Raw genomic sequence first — 18436 nt, forward strand, 5'->3', positions numbered from 1 at the left:
GACCCCGTGATCGATTCTGCTTCCTCTGCCGCTGCCCGGGTGCAGCTCACAAGCGATGGCCGCCTGCGTCATTTCATCGACATCGAGGGGCTATCCCGGGAGCTGCTCACGGAGATCCTCGACACTGCGGACAGCTTTCGGGGCGTGCAGGACGCCCAGGTCAAGAAAGTCCCCCTGCTGCGTGGGCGCACCGTGGCCAATCTGTTCTTCGAGAACTCCACCCGCACCCGGGCAACCTTCGAGCTTGCCGCCAAACGCCTCTCCGCAGACGTGCTCAATCTGGATATCAAGACCTCCTCTACCGCCAAGGGCGAGACCCTGCTCGATACCCTGAACAATCTCGAGGCCATGCAGGCGGATGCCTTCGTGGTGCGTCATCCGGATTCCGGCGCCGCTCATTTCATTGCCAGCCAGGTGACGCCGAATGTGGCGATCATCAACGCCGGCGACGGTCGCCACGCCCACCCGACCCAGGCAATGCTCGATATGCTGACCATTCGCCGACACAAAGGCGCCTTCGAGCATCTCAAGGTCGCAATCATCGGCGATATTCTGCACTCTCGGGTGGCTCGCTCCCAGGTGCTGGCCCTCAATACCCTGGGCGCAGCGGAGATTCGCGTCGTTGCGCCGCGGACCCTTTTGCCGGTAGACGTGGAGGACTGGCGCTGTCGGGTATTTACGCAGCTGGAGCAAGGCTTGCAGGATGCTGACGTGGTGATCGCCCTGCGCCTGCAGAAAGAGCGCATGGATGGCGCGTTGCTGCCCTCTGAAAACGAGTTTTATCGCCACTATGGTCTGACTCAGGAAAGCCTGGCCTGGGCGCATCCCGAGGCCATCGTCATGCATCCGGGGCCGATCAATCGCGGCGTCGAGATCGAATCCGCCGTGGCCGACGGGCCTCGCGCAGTGATTCTCGATCAGGTCACCAACGGCATTGCGGTGCGCATGGCGGTGCTGTCCATGGCGGTCAGCGGGCAGACTCGGAGTCGCGCCCGCCAGCGAGCGTCCTGATGCCTTGTTCATGCCGATGAACATCGACTATCTTCATGGATGAACGAAGTCGGCGATGAAAAACGACGCCGCATCAAATTCAGTGCACCACAGGAGTGACGCACATGGCAGACGAACATTTCCCCCCGCAGGAGCAGGACAAGCAGCCCGGTGACGAGCATGCCATGCGCCCGGAGCCTAAGTTCATTCGAGACAGCTATCGCGGCGCCGACAAGCTCAAGGACAAGGTCGCCATCATCACTGGCGGTGACAGCGGCATCGGCCGCGCCGTGGCCCTGCACTTTGCCCGGGAAGGCGCCGACTGCGTGCTGGCCTATCTTGACGAGGATCGCGACGCCGAGGACACCCGCGCCCTGGTCGAGGCGGAAGGCCGGCGCTGTCTCATTTTGAAAGGCGACGTGGGCGATTCGACCTTCTGCCGCGAGATCGTCGACAAGACCCTGGAAGAATTCGGCAAGCTCAACATCCTGGTCAACAACGCCGCCGAGCAGTACGACTGGGAAGATGTCACTCAGATCCCCGAGGAACAGTGGCATCGCACTTTCGCCACCAACATCCACAGCCATTTCTACATGGCCAAGGCAGCCCTGCCGCACATGGAAGAAGGCGACACCATCATCGCCACCTCCTCGATCAATGCCTTCAAGGGCAACAACACCCTGATCGACTACAGTACAACCAAGGGCGCCATTCAGGCCTTCATGCGCTCCCTGGCGGTCTCGTTGGTGGACAAGGGTATTCGCGTCAACGCCGTGGCCCCAGGGCCGGTATGGACGCCATTGATCCCGGCAAGCTTCGACGAGGAGAAGGTCGAATCCTTCGGTGGCCAGGTGCCCATGAACCGCGCCGGCCAACCCAGCGAGATGGGCCCGGCCTACGTGTATCTGGCCTGCGAGGAATCCTCCTACATGACCGGCCAGACGCTGCATCTCAATGGCGGGGTGGTGCTCAATACATAGTCCTCTCGGTCATGCAGGGCTGCCTGTCGCGCAGCATGAACCAGTTGCGGGCACCCAGCACTTGCTGGGTGCCAACCACGGTAAAGCCGAAACGACGATACAGCCGCACGTTGTCCAGCATGTCGGTTTCCAGGTAGGCCAGGGCATCGTCTTCATCGACATAGCAACAGAATGCTTCAACCAGGCTGCTTCCGATTCCTTGCCCTTGGTGGCATGGATGAACTACCAGCGGCCCTAGATGCCAGTGGGGCTGCTGGTAATCCCATCTCGCCCAGACGCGCGTCCAGCGCAGGATGCGCCAAGCGCCTTGCAGCCCCGCACCGCGCAGAATTGGCGGTGCCAGTTCGAGCTTGTTGCTGAACGTTGTCTGGCATTTTCCCGGTGGCGCAAAGCCGCATAGACCGAGAAGTTCGTTCTCTTGCCAAACGCCTAGAAGTGCCTTTTTTCTTGCTTGATGACGCAGAAAGGGCGTGAACATACGGTGCAGCGCCTGTTCACGCTTTTTGGCGTTTTCACCGAACACCTGAACATGCAGTGGATTATCGCGCATTCCCAAAGCGAGTAACTTAGCGCCGAGAGCTGCTTCCTCGACACCCAGCAATGAAATGTGATTGCTCATTCGAATCACCTTCGAGCCGAGATAGCGCTGACAACGCCTGCTGAGCGCCGTTTACGATCAATACCATTTGACCGAACATGACAGCCTTACGCAATTGAAGACGGCCTCTCGTAATGCGCGAACACCTCCCTCGTCTTGGTAGTTGAGCCAAGCGTCCAGTGTTTTACGAAGATGACGCTGTATCAGCGGATGCCAGAGCGCATGGGGAAATAGATCGAGCGCCGGCACGCCGGGGTAAACGACCGCACTGCATCCAGTGCCGCAAGCTCGCCAAGTTGTGTTACCACTGAGATGCCTGGGATCTTGCGAAGGATCAGGTCAATGGCATCGAGTCGTTGGCAATAATCGATGTACGATCGACTGAAAAGTATCGTGCCGGGCATATTTCAGGGGTCTGGAATTTACCGTGCCTTGGTACGGGCGTAAAGGATAGCTCAACATATGAACGCCAACAGAGATTGGCCAATCGGTGAGGCCGTACCCGATTGGCATGGTGCAAAACTACCGGCGCGGGTTGTGCTGCAAGGCCGTTTCTGCCGAATCGAGCCTTTATCGGCGGAGCATCACGGCGATGCGCTATGGGGGGCCATGAATCTGCCGGGTGCTGAGCATAACTGGACCTATCTACCCTATGGTCCTTTCGCCGAGACAGCGTCCTACCGCGCTTGGTTAACAAACATGGCCGAATCGGAGGATCCTTTCTTCTTTGCCATTGTCGATGCACATACCCAGGACGCCGCTGGAGTGGCGAGCTTTCTGCGCATAGCACCTGGGCATGGCACCATCGAGGTAGGGCACATCAATTTATCACCGCGGCTCCAGCGCCGTCCGGCGGCCACCGAGGCGATGTTTCTGATGATGCGCGATGCTTTTGCGCGGGGCTATCGACGCTACGAGTGGAAGTGCGATGCGCTCAACGAGCCGTCGCTTCGGGCAGCGGCGCGACTAGGTTTCACCTTCGAAGGGGTGTTTCGTCAAGCTGCGGTGATCAAAGGTCATAATCGCGATACGGCTTGGTTCTCGGTCATCGACAAGGAATGGCCGGCGCTCAAGAAGGCCTTTTTAACCTGGCTGGCGCCGAACAATTTTGATGCCGAGGGAAAACAGCGTCAGTCGCTGACGTCGCTGACAATCGCGTTAAAGTAACGCTACTTTTCTCCTTTTAAGAGCTTTTGTATGCATATCCGACAGGCAGTAGCGGAAGATCTCAATGCGGTGCTCCCACTTCTTGAAGGCTATCGCGAATTCTACAAGCAGCCCCCCGACTCCCAGCGGGCGCGGGACTTCCTGCAGGCGCGCTTAGAGCGCAGCGATTCGGTGATTCTGCTGGCCGTTGATGAGCAGGGTCGGCCGTTGGGATTCACTCAGCTGTTTCCAACGCTCAACACGGTGCGCCTGGGAACGCGCTGGATCCTCAATGATCTATTCGTCATCGAGAAAGCACGTCGGGACGGGGTTGGCAGGACCTTGCTCAAGGCCGCTCGCGCTCATTGTGAGGCGAACGGCGTTGATGAGATGCGTCTTGCTACCCAAGTCGAGAATCACGCCGCTAAGGCGCTTTACGAGTCTTTGGGCTGGCAGAAGATCACCGCGTTCGAGCACTATTCACTGCCGCTGAACCAAGACAAGTAGGCGAGCAGCTTTCATTCACTGTTTTGTCGATCATCTTTTTTGGCGGCAGCGTCCGGTGGCATGAAACCGTACTTGCTGTAGATTTTCTGTCCCTCCGGGCCGGTCAGAAAGTCCATGAACGCCTTGGCTGCCTCTTCGTGAGGTGCATCTTTCATGCGGGCCGCCACATAGGTGGCCGTTTTGTTTTCCGTATCGGGAATTTCGACAAGAGAGATGGCATGGTTTTTCATCTGCCCGTGGAACTTGGCCTCGGTGTACCACACGGCGCCCGCGTCACATTTTTTCTGCATGATACGTAGCGGCGTCTGGCGATGATGTATGACGGTCTTGAAGGCACTGCCGTCGTTTACCTTCTCTTGATAGATCTCACTAACCAAGGCTTTTCCGCCTGCTTCTTCCAGGGCAGGAATGATGGCGTGCTCTGCGATGCCCTCGAATTCCGGATCTGGCATGCACACCGATAGACCCGCCTGAGCCAGATCTTCCCAGTTCTCTACTTCATAGGGATTGCCTTTGTAGGTCATGATCGCCAGGCGGTTGCGGGCGTAGGGCCGGGTCTCGGCGAACCAGCCGCGCTGCTTTTGCAGATCCTCGACCCGGCCGCTGCCGGCAGTGAAAATGTCCGGTTTCAGATGGATGCGCATGTTACCGAATACCAGAGCGCCATTCTCGATCTGATTGACCAGCTTGCCAGGCGGCAGGGTTTCGGCAAATACGCGCTGATAATCAGGGTGCGCCTTCTTGAAGGCCTGCAACAGTTCATTGACCACCATGTACTGATTGCCGGCAAAGAAGATCACCAGCTGGGGATCGTTGACGTCCCCGTGCAGATCCGGGGCGTTATCGATACCCGGGACGTGAAAAGCGTAGCCGTCGGGACGTGCTTCGCTCCAAGGGGGCTGCACGGAGGCAGCCAAGGCGGCGGTAGCAAACGACAGGGCTAGCAGGCCAGTTCCAAGCTGCTTGCTCAATGAATACAGACGAGTGTTCATTCCTTAAACCTCTTTTTGTCTACACGCTTCGACATCCGTGCGATAGACGACTCAGTTCATGTACCAGCCGTGGCTTGCCACCACGGATTGGCCGGTCAGGGCGTTGGTGGGGAAGGCGGCGAGAAACAGCGCCAGCTCCGCGATGTCGCTGGTTTGGGTGAACTCCTTGTCCACGGTACCGCCCAGCATAACGTTGTCGCGCACCTCCTGTTCGGAGATGCCCAGGTTTTCCGCCTGCTCGGGAATCTGTTTCTTGACCAGCGGAGTCTCGACGAATCCAGGGCAAATGACGTTGGAACGCACGCCATATTTAGCCCCTTCCACCGCCATCACCCGGGCCAGACCCAGAAGGCCGTGCTTAGCGGTCACATAGGCGGATTTGAGCGGTGAGGCTTCCTTGGAGTGCACGGAGCCCATGTAGAGCAGCACGCCGGAATTCTGCTTGTACATGTGCTTGATACAGGCCTTTGTGGTCAAGAAGGCACCGTCCAGATGGATCGAGGTCAGCTTCTTCCACTCATCAAAAGGAAAATCCTCGACCCGATGCACGATTTGAATGCCAGCGTTGGACAGTAGAATGTCGATGCTGCCCCACTTCTCGGCAACCTTGTCCACGCCGTCGTTGACGGACTGCTCATCGGTGACGTCCATTTCCACGGCCATGGCCTGATCACCAAGCTCACTGGCTGCTTTCTTGGCGCTATCCATGTTCACGTCGGCGATGGCCACTCGTCCACCGGCCTCGACGAAGCGCTGAGCGATCTCATAGCCGATGCCACTGGCACCACCGGTAATGACTGCCACCTTTCCATTCAATTTCATGCTGCCTGCTCCTTGTGTTGTCGTACTCTCTTTGCACCACTGTCTGCAGGAACAGCATAGTGCGCAATAGCGATCTTGCATCTGTCGACGAACTTAATAGGGGTCGAACACTCACGTTCTTTTGTTGTCGACGGCGCCAGCCAGTTGGGATGTTGCATCTCCCTGTTCATATCCGTATATCCTTCCCGCCAATGATCCTACATGCAAGCGCGCGAGAACCGATACTCCTTGGCTTGGGATTCATAGCGTTACGCTTGTAGATCAGGTGTACGACGTTTACCGAGCGTTGCCCACTCATGGCGAACCATTCATGCATCCCCTGCAACCAACGTAGCATGCTAACTGAAGCTAATTGTATCCAATCCGTAAAGGAAATTTGCAAATTTTTCATCGTCGCTTGATCTATTGGTTCAGTTGCCGAGAGCGATGACTCGATGGGCTCATGTCAGAATGGCTAGGTTATACTGAGCTGGCTTTACGAGCGTGAAGCCGAACAATACTTGCCATCGCTGCCAGAGAGTTCTCATGAGTGCCGATCGTTCCGTTACCCCTGTCTCTTTCGTTTTCACTGGCGCCCGCCTGATCGATCCATTCAATCGAATTGATACCTATGCTGATCTGGCGATCGAGGCAGGACGCATCGTTGCGCTCGATCATGCAGAAGAAGGCTCGCTGCCGTATCGGGATGTCAATGGCTGCGTAATCACCCCCGGGCTTATCGATATTGGCGCTCATTTGCGTGAGCCGGGGCCGCGCTACAAGGGCAGCCTCGAGAGCGAGTCCGCTGCCGCCTTGGCCGGCGGCTATACCCGTATCGCGCCGCGCCCGGACACCAGCCCTGTGCTCGATAGCGCCGCCCATGTGCGTACGCTCAAGGAGCGGGCCAGCGAGATCGATGGGGTGCGCCTGATTCCCTTGGGAGCGTTGACACAAGGCCTGGAAGGCCAGTTGCTCGCCAACATGGCGGGCCTAAAGGGTGCCGGCTGCGTGGCCCTGACCAATCTGCGCCGGCCGCTGGCGGATACGCGGGTACTGCGCCGTTGCCTCGAGTACGCCGCCACTTTCGATATTCCGGTGATCTTTCATCCGGAAGATGCAGCGCTGGCGGCGGGGGGCTGTGCTCATGAAGGCAGCGTAGCCTCCCGTCTAGGCCTGCCCGGCATTCCGGCGACTGCGGAAACCACGGCGCTGGCCCAGTGGCTGTTGCTGATCGAGCAGACCGGTGTGCGTGCCCATGCGGCTCATCTCTCCTGTGCCCGCAGCGTCACGCTGATCGAGCAGGCCAAGCAGCAAGGCCTGCCCGTCACCTGCGATGTCACCATGGCCCATCTGCACTGGAGCGATGCGGCATTGGAAGGCTTTGATACGCTGTTTCATCTGCAGCCGCCGCTGCGTACCCAGGCGGATCGCGAAGCCTTGCGGAACGGCGTGAAGCAAGGTGTGATCGATGCCATCGTCAGCGGCCACCTGCCACACGAGCAGGCCGCCAAGATGGCGCCTTTTGCCGCCTCGGAGCCGGGCATGAGCACCCTGGAAACTCTCTGGGCAATGGGATGGGCTCTGGTTGAAGAAGGCGTTTTCGATGCCGCCACGCTGATCAGATGTTTGACGACAGGCCCGGCCCGAGTGCTGGGGCTGGCGCCTGGGACGCTTGCCTCTGGCGAGTCCGCCGAGCTTGCCGTTTTCGACCCGGCCTATCGTTGGACACCGGATGATACGACACTTCACTCGGCGGGACGCAACACGCCGCTATTGAACCGGTCGCTGAACGGACGGTGCACATTGACGCTGTCAGAAGGGAAAGTGCGCTTCGACGCTAACAATTGAAACTATGTTGACGCGAATCAATGAGTCGCCCTCCAAGACGTTGATACTTTCGAACATCAACAAGAGAGGTATCGATGACTACTCGACAGCACTCATCCCACACGTCTGTCTCGTATGCTCGTAAGAGCTTCACGGAGCATGTACAAGGACCCGGCATCGTCCATCAAATGGCATTACTGGAACCGGCGATGCTCAACGAACTGATCAGTGATCTTAGAGCACCATTGAATGCCAATTTCGAGCGCGCCGTCGAAATCATTCTGGATCAAGGTGAGTTGTCTACCTTTGATGCTACCAGAACGCTGCTGCCTGCCATGCTCGAGCGCTTTGGACTGGCACTGGAAGATTACGGCACCCGACCGGAAAGCCTGACAGCACTCGCCAAGACCTGCAGGTGCTGTCCCAAACATGGACGTTGCTGGCAGACCTTGCGCAGTGATGCGGATGCCACGGCGTGTCGTAAGCTCTGTCCCAGCGGCGCCATGATTGCTCGAGACGCTGCCGGCCTGCCTGAATAGCGTGCATGTTGTTGTGTTTATCAGAATGACGTCAGGCTTGGACGGCCTCTTCCAGCTGCGGTATACGACCGCCGATTCGTAGCGTGATCTCTCGGGCGGCACGTCCCACCAGCCCGCCAAGCTCCACCAGTCGTGATTCCGGTATGCGAGCCACCGGCCCGGAAACGGAAATGGCCGCCAAGGGCGCGCCATGTTCGTCATGAATCGAGGCCGCCACGCAGTTGAGCCCGATGGCATGTTCCTGCCGGTCACAGGCATAGCCCTGACGGCGAATTTCCGCCAGGCTCTTGTGCAAGCGAGCAGGCGTATCTAGCGTGTTCTCGGTGACGCGATTGAGGCCCCGGGTCTGAAGAATGCGTTCGATCTCCCGTTCAGGCAGCCAGGCGAGCAACGCCTTGCCGATACCCGAGGCGTGCAGCGGGGCCCGGGAACCCAAACGGGTGATCATGCGCATCATCTGAGGCGATTCGCTCTGGGCGAGAAATACCGCCATGCCCTCATCGCGTATGCCCATGTTGGCGGTCTCGCCGCTCTCCTGGGTCAATTGACGCAGGAAAGGGCGCGCCGTGGCGACGTAATCTCGGGCTTCAAGAAAGGTATTGCCGATCTGAAAGGTCTTGACCCCGATCTTCCATAAGCCGAGATCGGTATCCTGGGTAATAAAGCCTTGTTTGTACAACGCTTGAAGCAACCGATGCGTCGTGGAAGGCGCAAGCCCCACTATTTGAGCGATGTCAGAAAGGCCCAGCCCCGCAGGAGTAGCGGCGAGCCCTTCAAGGATCGTCAAACCGCGGACCAGCGACTGGCTATGACCGCCGCCGCTCTTGCTGGCAGCACCGGCCGGGCGCCCAACCGGTTTGCGTTTGCTTTCTGTCATGCCCGCTCTCCTTAACGCGAGTTTTCTTGACGCTCAAGCATACACACTCCTGCAGCAGCTGTCCGGCACTTTGGAAAAGGTTTCCATTATGTTTTCTTGATCGCCCGGTCATTGAAAACTAACGGGTTGCGCGATCCTCCAAACGAAAACGCGCGATCTGGTTGATCTGTTCGATAGCGGTACGCCGCTCTTCTTCCTGAGAGTGCTCGAGACGCGTTTCGAACGCGGCCAGGATCTTGTGACGATCACTGCCTTTGACCGCCATCACGAAGGGAAAACCAAAGCGAGACGTATAGGCTTCGTTATAACGATGAAAGCGTTCGAACTCTTCCGGGGAACACTGATCGAGGCCCGCGCCCGCTTGTTCCCGAGTAGAGTCATCGGTCAGCTCACCGCTTTTGGCTGCCTTGCCTGCCAGATCCGGGTGAGCACGAATCACCTCCAGCTGGCGTTCGGCAGACGCACTCGTAAGAACTTTGCCCATGGCGTCAGCCAGGCCATGAGGCGTGTCCTGCTCTTCACTAAATCCCTTGTCCCAGGCCAGCTCAGCGACCCAGGGAGAGTGCTCATAGATGTCGCCGTACTGCTTGACGAAAGCGTCCTGGTCCAGGGTGCTGGGGCGAGGGGAGAGGTAGGGGGTGGTCATGAAATGGCTCCTATTTGTAGTGCCTGCTGTGATGAACGTCGTGCTGAACAAGGTGTCACATAAATGTTGTATGACAAAATAGAACAAAAGTGTATACAAAAAAGCTTTGAAATGTATTTCTTTTAGCGCTAAAACGGTACTCAACGAGTAAAAAGCCTACTCTACTTCTTTATTCTTAGCCCAATGCTACCTAGGAGCGCAATAATATGGGACGCCTGACAACACACGTGCTGGACACTGCCTTGGGTCGCCCAGGCAACGGTTTGAAAATCGAGATATTTCGCATCGAAGGCGAGAACCGCACTCGGCTGGGCGAGGTAATCACTAACGACGATGGTCGCTGCGACGCGCCGATTCTGGAAGGTGCGGATTTCACTGCCGGTGAGTATGAGCTGCTGTTTCATGCCGGGGACTATCTGGATGGTCAGCAGGTTGCCGGAAACAAGCCGCGCTTTCTCGATCGCATTCCGCTGCGTTTCGGCGTCGCCAATGCCGACGAGCATTACCACGTACCGCTATTGCTATCGCCCTATAGTTACTCCACCTATCGCGGTAGCTGATTAGTACCAACGCTAGATAGCACCGGCCCCTCCCCTGGGCAAGCGACAATAATCACAGTTGAAGAGAGTTCACCATGGAAGCCTATCTACTGGAATTCGGCAACATGCTGTTGCGCTGGCTGCATGTCATCGCCGCCATCGCCTGGATCGGCGAATCGATCTACTTCGTAATGCTGGATAATGGCCTGAAGTCGCCTCGAGCGGCGGAAGACAAGCAAAAAGGCGTGTTCGGTGAGATGTGGGCCGTGCACGGCGGCGGTTTCTATCACAACCAAAAATATGCCACTGCCCCGGCGAAGCTGCCGGACGATCTGCATTGGTCGTTCTGGAAAGCCTATACCACCTGGCTTTCCGGTTTTGCGTTGTTCGCACTTCTGTATCTGGCAAGCCCCAGCATCTATCTGGTCAATCCTTCCAGCAGCTGGGAGTGGGCCGCCAACATGACCGGCTGGCAAGCCAATGTGGCAGCGGTGCTATTCCTGCTGTTGGGTTGGGTCATCTACAACGAGCTGTGCAAGCGTATCAGTCCCAATATGGAACGCGATGGCGTATTGAGCATTGCCGTGGCGGTAATGATGGTCGTGGTGTCCTACATCAGCGTGCACCTGTTCGCTGGACGTGCCGCCTTCCTGTTGACCGGCGCGGTGATGGCGACCGCCATGTCCGCCAACGTGTTTTTCTGGATCATTCCTGGGCAGCGGCGCATGGTCAAAGCCATGAAGGCCGGTGAAACCCCCAATCCCATCGACGGCAAGCGCGGCAAGCAGCGTTCGGTTCACAATACCTATTTTACCCTGCCGGTCGTGCTGTTGATGCTCAGCAATCACTACTCGTTCATGTACACCCATGACTATGCCTGGGTCATCATGGCGCTGTTCATCTTCGCCGGTGCATTAATTCGCCAGTTCTTCGTGCTCATGCATCAGGGTAATATTCGTCTCGCCTATCCTGCGGCTGGCGCGGCCTTGATCCTGGTGGCGGTATGGGTTGCCTCGCCGAACATGCAGTCTGCCGCCCCGGACAGCCAGCCGACTGCGTCCGCGAATGCCAACGCGGAGACACAAGGTGATGACGCAATGGCGACTGCCGGCGCCGATGGACCCATCGATATTGCAAGAATTCAGGTCATCATGAACGAACGCTGTGTTCAGTGTCACGCCAAGCAGCCTTCTCATGCGGGTTTTGCGGCGGCACCGGCGGGTATTCTACTGGACAGTGAACGTCACACGACGATACAGGCTCAGATGGTCAAGCAGGTAGTGGCGAGCGGTTATATGCCGCTGGGCAATATCACCAAGATCACCGATGAAGAGCGGGCAACGATTGCGGCCTGGAAACCAGAGCCACTTTAACGCTGCCATGCAATAGCCAAAAAGACGAGCGACTCTGGGCATCCATTAACGTATACAATGGATGTCCAGAGTCGTTTGACGAGGAAAAGGTATGAGCCAGCGGGACGCGCTGCAAGAGCATAAACCTGCCAGATCCGGGGTCGCCAGCAAGCGCAGGAAGGGCAAGAATGGCGATGGCGCCGAGCGCCACGACGTCATTTATCAAACTATCAGCGATGCCATCATCGAACATCGCCTGCGCCCTGGATCCCGTCTGCGAGAGGATGCCCTGGCGGAGGTGTTCAGTGTGAGCCGTACGGGTATCCGCAAGATTCTACAGCGTCTGGCCCTAGAGCATCTGGTGACACTGACTCCGCGTCGCGGCGCCAGCGTCACTCGTCCCACCGCGGAAGATGCCCGGGACGTGTTTGCCACGCGGCAGCTGGTGGAATGCGGCATCATGCAGGACGTCGTCAGGAACATCACGAGCAACGATGCGCGTGAGCTGCGTGAACTCGCCGCTCGCGAACGTAAGGCGCTCAAGAGCGGTGAACAAAGTGCCGCCATCAGATTTTCGGCGGAATTTCATACCCGCTTGGCGCAACTATCCGGCAACAGGGTGATCGCCGAGTTCATTGGGCACCTGTGTTCGCGCTCTTCGTTGATACTTGCGGTCTACGGCTCCTCGGGTCATCTGGGGTGTGAGTCCCATGACCACGATGAGCTGATCAACGTCCTCGAAGCAGGCAAAGGCGAACGTGCAGCGACGTTTATGGGACGCCATCTCAAGGCCATCGAAGCCTCGCTTTCCATTGTCGAAGAGGAAGACGAAGCGCCGGACCTGCATCATATCTTCTCTTCGTGATTGGGCATGGGGTGCTTGAACAGTGTTGCGTAAGCGGTTGATTAGCTTGGGCTTCAATAGCGTTGTGCTTGTAACTTGATGCCGTTGGCTTGGTTCGGGAAAGAACGGTTCATTTTATCAGTATACTAAATTTCCTTGTGAAATTTTCATTCGGCATGGCTTAAACTGAGGTGACATTGAGTTTTCTTTAAGAAGAAACACTTTATCTTCAATCTTCTGAAGGTTACGCAAGAAAATTTTTGTTTGTACACATATCAAGTTTGGCAAGTAAGGTTGGATACCAATATACAATTGGTTGGTTTTTCGCTATGACTTTACGTACTGAAACTGACCTAGCCTCTTTTAGCATTTGTTTCGTGTCAGGTTATGCAAAGCCTTTTCGATGGAGAGGCTTGCTTGTATGTTTGTATAACAGTCTATAGCTATAAAATATAGAAAATATTATTTTGATAGGGTTAGAAAAACTGTGGGGAATTGGTATGCTTGAATCTTTTTATTCGATTATTCCTAGCTCATTAGTGGCATTCCTCTTGATGTTGTTAGTGGTTTCTCTGTTGGCTTTTTATTTTCATAGAAGAGCTGGTTCGTCCTATGGGTTTTTGAATAGAATGTATGCTTTTGTTATAGGGAGAGGAGAGTTTTACGATCAAGGCATAGAGCAGTTCTGGAAAGAGCGAAAAGATATTGAAAGATTTAATGCTTTTTTTAATGTAAGAGCTAAGTCTATTATAGATATAGTTAGTTTTAAAGCTTGGGTAGAAAAGTTTGATATTGATGTACGGTTGGTGACAAATTAAAAAAAAAGAATTGATATAGAGAAACATAGAGTGGTTAAGGTGAAACCACAAGAGCCACCTATTTTTATCTTTTTTATTGTTGTTTTATATGTTATATCTTTGTCATTCTTATCAATTGCTGTTTCTAGTTCGGCGCTTGTAAAGTTTAAAGGAGGTGATCAATGGTTATGGTTAAATCATGAAGAGGCTCATAGCACAGGAGTACATAATTTAATAATTCGTAGTGATGATTGGGTGATTAAAAAAACAGAATGTAGGCAAGATAATAATTACGAAGATTTAATGACTAAGACAAATTTTGATGAAAAGCAAATTAAGGTTATATGTAACTCTTTTTTTGATGAAAAAGAGTTCTCAGTAATTGATAAAATAATAAAAGAGAAAAAGTTTTTCTATTTCCTAGTAGTGGGAGCCATTTTTTTAATGTTGATTCCAATTTCCAAATTAATGGCAATGTTAAGAGCAAAAAATGCACGGCGCCATATACTATATAAATATAATTGTTACAAGCGTCAACGGTCACGATGAATTATCCGACAAAATTTTTTTGAAAACGGCTCACTGCCATTAATTTTTATTTCCTTATGAGGCTGCGCGAAGGCATGCAGGTGATTTCTTGTAAAAGTTAATAAGGAACATTTTTTCAAAATTTTTAAGTAAGTTGCGACATCCTCGTTCAGCCATAACGTAACCTATGCTTTGATCTCTTTGAAGTACGCATTCTTTACGAAGTCGGAAAAGCTGTAATGATTACGCATGACTTTGCCTTTTATAAATTTTCTCACTTATTTTATTTTCGTGAGGTACGACATCTATCCACACCGTTAAGTTCTAAATGGCGCTGCCAGCCTGAAAACCAGCAGCATCTGCCGGTTCCAGGCAATTCTCATTACGTCGTATTTTGGCAGTACTTTCCATACTATTTGTTGGTTTGTCTATTTATCTCGAATGGCCCTTACCGCCGCTCTGGCCGCGGCATTGACGGCCTCCACCAGCGGTGCCTCGAACTGTGGTTGCAGCCGCAGTGCCGAGGCGGCGAGCGGGCCACCGCCCATGATTACGGCCTGTGCGCCATCCTCTTCAATGGATGATGTAACCGCGTTTGCCAGCGCCGCATCGAGTTTTTCCGGCGCTTCCACCAACTCGGCAGGATCGCCGGGGGTGATCCTGACTCCGCGATACAGCGGCTCGTAACCCAGGGATGCGGCTTTTTGCCTGAAGGATTCGATTAGCTCCTTGTCCGGTGTCACGGTCACGATGCCAAAGGCCCTGTTGCCTCGCGCCGCCTCGTGAAATACCTCTTCACCGATACCGAAGACCGGGATATCAACCTGTTTTCGCAGTTCTTCGAGTCCGGGATCGCTGAAGGCGGACACGATGATGGCTGCGACGCTCTCATCCTTGGCTGCCTCGACGCCGATTGCCACCACACCCGGGACGGCGTTTTTCATGTCCTGAGGCGTGGTAAGAAGCGCCGGAGCGCTTTGGTTGCTTTCGCCTACTATCGTCGCTACGCCTTGAACTTCACGCTGGGCTATTTCGACCATGGTCCAGGTGATGTCGATGTTGGAATTTGGATTGATGAGCAGGATACTCTTGCGCATCTCGGCGCTATCTGACGCCATCATTCACGAAAACGCTTGCAAGCGGACCAGTGACGCATCAGCAGGTAGTAGATCACCCCAGCAGGAATCAGGCTGGCGTACCAGGAGACGGCGGAAAAGGTTAGCGCCACGGCAGCGCCTATTAGTGAGGCGATGATGGCACCGTAGTTGACGCCCCGGTAAGGCCCATTGACGTCGTAAAGCTTGTCTACGTCCAGGGTGCGCCGGCGGATCAGATAGTAATCCACCACCAGCACCGCGAAGATCGGGCCGAGGAAGGCGGAGTAGGTCTGCACGAACAGCTGCAGGCCGGCGGCGGATTCGTCTTTGACCAGCTCCCAGGGAAAAGTGGCGAAGGCCAGGAAGCCGACGATGACCGTGGCGGTACGGTATTTGAGCTTGAAGGCGTCCATCAGTACATAGGTCGGTGGCACCACGTTGTTGAGCACGTTGGTGGTGACCTGGGCGAAGGCGATGAAGAGCAGGGTCGTCATCAGCAGCGGCGTGTTGTCCACCGCGTTGGAAAACACCTTGATCGGGTCCGCGACCCCGGTGGCCTCGGAGACCATGAAACCGATCAGCCCCATGAACAGGGTGCAGGGCAGAATCGACATGGAGTATAGCGTGGTCAGAAAGCCCGGGCCGGCGCCGTGCTTGAGTTCCCGGGAGTAGTCGCTAACGTTGAGCATCATGGTGCTGTAGATGCCCAGAAACAGCATGGTCGCTCCCCAGAAGGGCAGGCCCCAGGTGCCTTCGATATTGACCAGATTGGCGGAGATCTCCGCGCCGTAACGATCCACCGTGCTGTAGAACATGTAGGTCAAGGAGACCAGAATGAAGCCGCTGCCGATGTTCTCCAGCCACTTGATGCCCTGAAAGCCAAGCACCGATAGGGCAATCTGCAGCAGCTGGAAGACGATGAAGAACAGTATCAGGTTGTCGAAGCCGAACAGGGTGGCGGATACCGCGTTCAAGGCGCCGGCACCGATCCAGCTTTGAAAGCCGTACCAGACGATGGCTGGCACCGCTCGCACAAGCCCTGGGAAACGGGTGCCGCTGAAGCCGAAGGCGCTACGGGCCTGGACCATGAAGGGAATGCCGTACTTGTAGCCCGCGGCGCCGTTGAGGGTCAGCGCCACCCCAATGACGAAACAGCCAATAGCGATGGCCAGGGTTGCCTGCACCAGATTGAGCGTACCCACGACGCTCGAGCCCATGGCGAAGGTGCCGATGGACACGCAGCCACCGAACCAGGCCAGCAGATAAGAGAAGCGTCCCATGATGCGGGTGGTTTGAGGGGCCAGGGATTCCTGTCCCGGCGCCTTGGTCGCGGCTGTATTCGTTGCGCTGGAGTGAGCTCCTGAAGAGGAGGCCGGGGTCGTCATGTTTGTCGTCTCGCAGTGTTGATTGTCTTTATAAACTTCCTGCAATGCTTGGCTTTAACTATCGACTTGACGCTTAGTCGAAGCGCTGCTGGCTCAGATGCTCGAACTGACCGGTAAAGGCCTTAGGCCGTGGGAAAGCCAGATCGCCACATTTGCTGGTCCCCAGGCCCAGACCGACCAGCGCCTCGGCAAGCTTTACCGCGGCGGTCACGCCTTCCACGACGGGCAGGCCGACCGCATCGCTAATCTGGCCGGTGAGATCCGCCATACCCCCGCAGCCCAGCACGATGGCGCCGATGTTGTCTTCGTCCCGAGCGCGTTTGCACTCGTCGATGATGCGGGTCAGGGCCGCGTCGCTGTCGTCTTCCAGGTCGAGCACCGGAATTTCCGCTGCCCGCACCCGGCGGCAATGATGGCTGAAGCCATACATGTCCAGCAGATGCTCGGCGATGATGCCGGTACGCCCTAGGGTAGTGACGATGGAAAAGCGCGTGCTGATCAGGGTGGCCATATGAAAGGCCGCTTCGGCAATGCCGATCACCGGTGCCCGAGTCAGCTCCCGAGCAGCCAGCAGGCCCGGATCGCCAAAACAGGCGATAATGTAGGCATCGACCTTTTCCTGCTCTCCCTTCATGACTTCTTCCACGACGCCCACGGCGCTGATGGCTTCATCGAAATGGCTTTCAATGGAGACCGGCCCGCCGGCCGGGTTCGTGGAGCTTATGTCGGTGCCCGCTGACGCGATGCGCTTGGCCGCCGCGTCGATGGTGGCAGTCATCGTGGCAGTGGTGTTGGGATTGATGACGCGAATATGCATGGTTTTCCTGATTGTCTGTGACCTGATCGCAGCGGTTCGCTGCGAGGCAAAGAGCAGGTTGAGCGCGCTTTAAACGACGCTATCTTTGTACACAAGGTAGTTATCGTTAAGGCCGATGGCAAGAAAGAATTGAAGGCAGGATGTCAGGAATTGCTTGAAGTACAAGTGGAGACAGTCTAGCTTAATATTGTATACACTTTATGAAAACAGGAGCCTATTCAATGATGCGGACACAAGACGCTGATTACCCCCGGGACCTGATCGGCTATGGCAACAAGCCCCCTCATGCCAACTGGCCGGGTCAGGCGAAGATCGCCGTGCAGTTCGTCCTCAACTATGAAGAGGGCGGTGAGAACAATGTGCTGCACGGGGACAGCGGCTCTGAGCAGTTTCTCTCCGAAATCATCGGCGCCGAGGCCTATCCGGCTCGTCACCTCAGTATGGAGTCGATCTACGAGTACGGCTCCCGGGCCGGGGTATGGCGCATTCTCAAGGAGTTCGAGCGTCGTGGCCTGCCGCTGACGGTATTTGGCGTGGCCATGGCGCTGGAGCGCAACCCTGACGTTGCCCAGGCCTTCAAAGAGCTGGGCCACGAGATCGCTTGCCACGGCTATCGCTGGATTCACTATCAGAACACACCGGAAGACATCGAGCGCGAGCACATGCAAAAGGCCATCGAGATCTTCCAGAAGCTCTATGGCGAGAAACCCCTGGGCTGGTACACCGGTCGCGACAGCCCCAATACCCGGCGCCTGGTGCTCGACGAAGGCTCGTTCCTCTACGATAGTGACTACTATGGCGACGACCTGCCGTTCTGGACCAAGGAAAAGAACAGCCAAGGTGAGACACAGCCGCACCTGGTGGTGCCCTATACCCTGGACAGCAACGACATGCGCTTCGCCTCGCCTCAGGGATTCAATACCGGCGAGCAGTTCTTCACCTATCTGCGGGATGCCTTCGATGTGCTTTATGTCGAAGGGGAAGAAGCGCCGAAAATGCTCTCCATCGGGCTGCACTGCCGTTTGATCGGCCGACCGGGGCGGTTCCGTGGGTTGCAGCGCTTCCTCGACCATATCGAGGCCCACGACCGGGTCTGGGTGACCCGTCGAATAGACATCGCGCAACACTGGGCAAAGCATCACCCTACTACCGCCAGCTAAGAGGAGAGTCGAAC

Annotated in this window: 18 protein-coding genes and 2 pseudogenes; 12 read left to right on the forward strand and 8 right to left on the reverse strand. The window is 55.9% G+C overall.

Annotated features, from left to right (window positions below; genetic code table 11):
- Window positions 1-6 precede the first annotated feature (6 nt).
- Together CH74_RS09020 and CH74_RS09025 are read left to right on the forward strand one after the other, a co-directional pair.
- The gene (locus CH74_RS09020) at window positions 7-1011 is read left to right on the forward strand and encodes an aspartate carbamoyltransferase catalytic subunit (protein WP_253273017.1); all 1005 of its coding nucleotides are present in this window, start codon (window positions 7-9) and stop codon (window positions 1009-1011) included.
- A gap of 104 nt (window positions 1012-1115) precedes the next feature.
- A complete protein-coding gene (locus tag CH74_RS09025; protein WP_048307130.1) occupies window positions 1116-1970 on the forward strand; it encodes an SDR family oxidoreductase in 855 nt (284 codons plus the stop codon).
- On the opposite strand, the gene CH74_RS09030 is transcribed toward CH74_RS09025, so the two are convergent.
- Complete coding sequence (locus CH74_RS09030) at window positions 1960-2589, reverse strand: GNAT family N-acetyltransferase (protein WP_048307131.1); 630 nt, start codon at window positions 2587-2589, stop codon at window positions 1960-1962. The genes CH74_RS09025 and CH74_RS09030 overlap by 11 nt on opposite strands.
- Before the next feature lie 320 nt (window positions 2590-2909).
- Between CH74_RS09030 and CH74_RS20000 the strand changes: the two are divergent.
- The 3 genes and pseudogenes from CH74_RS20000 to CH74_RS09040 all read left to right on the forward strand — a co-directional run.
- Window positions 2910-3062 (forward strand): annotated as a pseudogene (locus CH74_RS20000) (rhodanese-like domain-containing protein); the annotation flags it as partial.
- Window positions 3031-3735, forward strand: a complete 705-nt coding sequence (locus tag CH74_RS09035) for a GNAT family N-acetyltransferase (protein WP_048307132.1) — start codon at window positions 3031-3033, stop codon at window positions 3733-3735. The pseudogene CH74_RS20000 and the gene CH74_RS09035, both read left to right, overlap by 32 nt.
- Before the next feature lie 30 nt (window positions 3736-3765).
- Complete coding sequence (locus tag CH74_RS09040; protein ID WP_048307133.1) at window positions 3766-4221, forward strand: GNAT family N-acetyltransferase; 456 nt, start codon at window positions 3766-3768, stop codon at window positions 4219-4221.
- 11 nt (window positions 4222-4232) lie between these two features.
- On the opposite strand, the gene CH74_RS09045 is transcribed toward CH74_RS09040, so the two are convergent.
- Both CH74_RS09045 and CH74_RS09050 read right to left on the reverse strand, forming a co-directional pair.
- Entirely contained in the window at window positions 4233-5213 is a 981-nt protein-coding gene (locus CH74_RS09045) for an extracellular solute-binding protein (protein ID WP_048307134.1), read from the reverse strand.
- Between the two features lie 51 nt (window positions 5214-5264).
- Window positions 5265-6035 (reverse strand): 3-hydroxybutyrate dehydrogenase, encoded by a 771-nt coding sequence (locus CH74_RS09050; RefSeq protein WP_048307135.1) that lies wholly within the window; start codon window positions 6033-6035, stop codon window positions 5265-5267.
- 525 nt (window positions 6036-6560) lie between these two features.
- On the opposite strand from CH74_RS09050, the gene CH74_RS09060 reads away from it, so the two are divergent.
- Both CH74_RS09060 and CH74_RS09065 read left to right on the forward strand, forming a co-directional pair.
- A complete protein-coding gene (locus CH74_RS09060; protein WP_048307137.1) occupies window positions 6561-7862 on the forward strand; it encodes a dihydroorotase in 1302 nt (433 codons plus the stop codon).
- Window positions 7863-8050: 188 nt separating this feature from the next.
- Window positions 8051-8380, forward strand: a complete 330-nt coding sequence (locus CH74_RS09065) for a hypothetical protein (RefSeq protein WP_156181449.1) — start codon at window positions 8051-8053, stop codon at window positions 8378-8380.
- 31 nt (window positions 8381-8411) lie between these two features.
- On the opposite strand, the gene CH74_RS09070 is transcribed toward CH74_RS09065, so the two are convergent.
- Both CH74_RS09070 and uraD read right to left on the reverse strand, forming a co-directional pair.
- Window positions 8412-9257, reverse strand: a complete 846-nt coding sequence (locus CH74_RS09070) for an IclR family transcriptional regulator C-terminal domain-containing protein (protein WP_048307139.1) — start codon at window positions 9255-9257, stop codon at window positions 8412-8414.
- Between the two features lie 118 nt (window positions 9258-9375).
- Window positions 9376-9903: a 2-oxo-4-hydroxy-4-carboxy-5-ureidoimidazoline decarboxylase gene (gene uraD / locus CH74_RS09075; RefSeq protein ID WP_048307140.1), complete on the reverse strand. Its 528-nt coding sequence runs from the start codon at window positions 9901-9903 to the stop codon at window positions 9376-9378.
- A gap of 206 nt (window positions 9904-10109) precedes the next feature.
- Between uraD and uraH the strand changes: the two genes are divergently transcribed.
- From uraH to CH74_RS19520, 4 genes and pseudogenes are all read left to right on the forward strand, one after another.
- Window positions 10110-10463 carry a hydroxyisourate hydrolase gene (gene uraH, locus CH74_RS09080; protein ID WP_048307141.1) on the forward strand — a complete coding sequence of 118 codons (354 nt, stop codon included), beginning with the start codon at window positions 10110-10112 and terminating at the stop codon, window positions 10461-10463.
- A 74-nt stretch (window positions 10464-10537) separates the two neighbouring features.
- Entirely contained in the window at window positions 10538-11815 is a 1278-nt protein-coding gene (locus CH74_RS09085; protein WP_048307142.1) for a urate hydroxylase PuuD, read from the forward strand.
- Between the two features lie 91 nt (window positions 11816-11906).
- Window positions 11907-12659 (forward strand): GntR family transcriptional regulator, encoded by a 753-nt coding sequence (locus tag CH74_RS09090; RefSeq protein ID WP_048307143.1) that lies wholly within the window; start codon window positions 11907-11909, stop codon window positions 12657-12659.
- 479 nt (window positions 12660-13138) lie between these two features.
- Window positions 13139-13984 (forward strand): annotated as a pseudogene (locus CH74_RS19520) (DUF6216 family protein).
- A gap of 407 nt (window positions 13985-14391) precedes the next feature.
- Here the strand turns inward: CH74_RS19520 and CH74_RS09100 are convergent.
- The 3 genes from CH74_RS09100 to CH74_RS09110 all read right to left on the reverse strand — a co-directional run bounded on the left by CH74_RS09100 (window position 14392) and on the right by CH74_RS09110 (window position 17262).
- The gene (locus CH74_RS09100; protein WP_048307145.1) at window positions 14392-15084 is read right to left on the reverse strand and encodes an aspartate/glutamate racemase family protein; all 693 of its coding nucleotides are present in this window, start codon (window positions 15082-15084) and stop codon (window positions 14392-14394) included.
- Complete coding sequence (locus tag CH74_RS09105) at window positions 15081-16445, reverse strand: NCS1 family transporter (RefSeq protein WP_082140355.1); 1365 nt, start codon at window positions 16443-16445, stop codon at window positions 15081-15083. The genes CH74_RS09100 and CH74_RS09105 overlap by 4 nt, the downstream gene beginning before the upstream one ends.
- Before the next feature lie 73 nt (window positions 16446-16518).
- On the reverse strand, window positions 16519-17262 hold the full coding sequence (locus CH74_RS09110) for an aspartate/glutamate racemase family protein (protein WP_048307147.1): 744 nt from the start codon (window positions 17260-17262) through the stop codon (window positions 16519-16521).
- Window positions 17263-17483: 221 nt separating this feature from the next.
- Between CH74_RS09110 and puuE the strand changes: the two genes are divergently transcribed.
- Window positions 17484-18422, forward strand: coding sequence for an allantoinase PuuE (gene puuE / locus CH74_RS09115; protein WP_048307148.1), 939 nt, complete (start codon window positions 17484-17486; stop codon window positions 18420-18422).
- Window positions 18423-18436: the final 14 nt, after the last annotated feature.

The sequence above is a fragment of the Halomonas sp. PR-M31 genome (assembly GCF_001039575.1).
GTDB lineage: Bacteria > Pseudomonadota > Gammaproteobacteria > Pseudomonadales > Halomonadaceae > Modicisalibacter.

What these genes read in the sequence shown, in the direction of transcription:
- CH74_RS09060 (WP_048307137.1), top strand. Translation starts at nt 6,561, where the DNA reads ATGAGTGCCGATCGTTCCGTTACCCCTGTCTCTTTCGTTTTCACTGGC.
- CH74_RS09035 (WP_048307132.1), top strand. Translation starts at nt 3,031, where the DNA reads ATGAACGCCAACAGAGATTGGCCAATCGGTGAGGCCGTACCCGATTGG.
- CH74_RS09110 (WP_048307147.1), bottom strand. Translation starts at nt 17,262, where the DNA reads ATGCATATTCGCGTCATCAATCCCAACACCACTGCCACGATGACTGCC.
- CH74_RS09050 (WP_048307135.1), bottom strand. Translation starts at nt 6,035, where the DNA reads ATGAAATTGAATGGAAAGGTGGCAGTCATTACCGGTGGTGCCAGTGGC.
- uraD (WP_048307140.1), bottom strand. Translation starts at nt 9,903, where the DNA reads ATGACCACCCCCTACCTCTCCCCTCGCCCCAGCACCCTGGACCAGGAC.
- puuE (WP_048307148.1), top strand. Translation starts at nt 17,484, where the DNA reads ATGATGCGGACACAAGACGCTGATTACCCCCGGGACCTGATCGGCTAT.
- CH74_RS09045 (WP_048307134.1), bottom strand. Translation starts at nt 5,213, where the DNA reads ATGAACACTCGTCTGTATTCATTGAGCAAGCAGCTTGGAACTGGCCTG.
- CH74_RS09105 (WP_082140355.1), bottom strand. Translation starts at nt 16,445, where the DNA reads ATGACGACCCCGGCCTCCTCTTCAGGAGCTCACTCCAGCGCAACGAAT.
- CH74_RS09085 (WP_048307142.1), top strand. Translation starts at nt 10,538, where the DNA reads ATGGAAGCCTATCTACTGGAATTCGGCAACATGCTGTTGCGCTGGCTG.
- CH74_RS09040 (WP_048307133.1), top strand. Translation starts at nt 3,766, where the DNA reads ATGCATATCCGACAGGCAGTAGCGGAAGATCTCAATGCGGTGCTCCCA.
- CH74_RS09030 (WP_048307131.1), bottom strand. Translation starts at nt 2,589, where the DNA reads ATGAGCAATCACATTTCATTGCTGGGTGTCGAGGAAGCAGCTCTCGGC.
- CH74_RS09090 (WP_048307143.1), top strand. Translation starts at nt 11,907, where the DNA reads ATGAGCCAGCGGGACGCGCTGCAAGAGCATAAACCTGCCAGATCCGGG.
- CH74_RS09025 (WP_048307130.1), top strand. Translation starts at nt 1,116, where the DNA reads ATGGCAGACGAACATTTCCCCCCGCAGGAGCAGGACAAGCAGCCCGGT.
- CH74_RS09065 (WP_156181449.1), top strand. Translation starts at nt 8,051, where the DNA reads ATGCTCAACGAACTGATCAGTGATCTTAGAGCACCATTGAATGCCAAT.
- CH74_RS09100 (WP_048307145.1), bottom strand. Translation starts at nt 15,084, where the DNA reads ATGATGGCGTCAGATAGCGCCGAGATGCGCAAGAGTATCCTGCTCATC.
- uraH (WP_048307141.1), top strand. Translation starts at nt 10,110, where the DNA reads ATGGGACGCCTGACAACACACGTGCTGGACACTGCCTTGGGTCGCCCA.
- CH74_RS09070 (WP_048307139.1), bottom strand. Translation starts at nt 9,257, where the DNA reads ATGACAGAAAGCAAACGCAAACCGGTTGGGCGCCCGGCCGGTGCTGCC.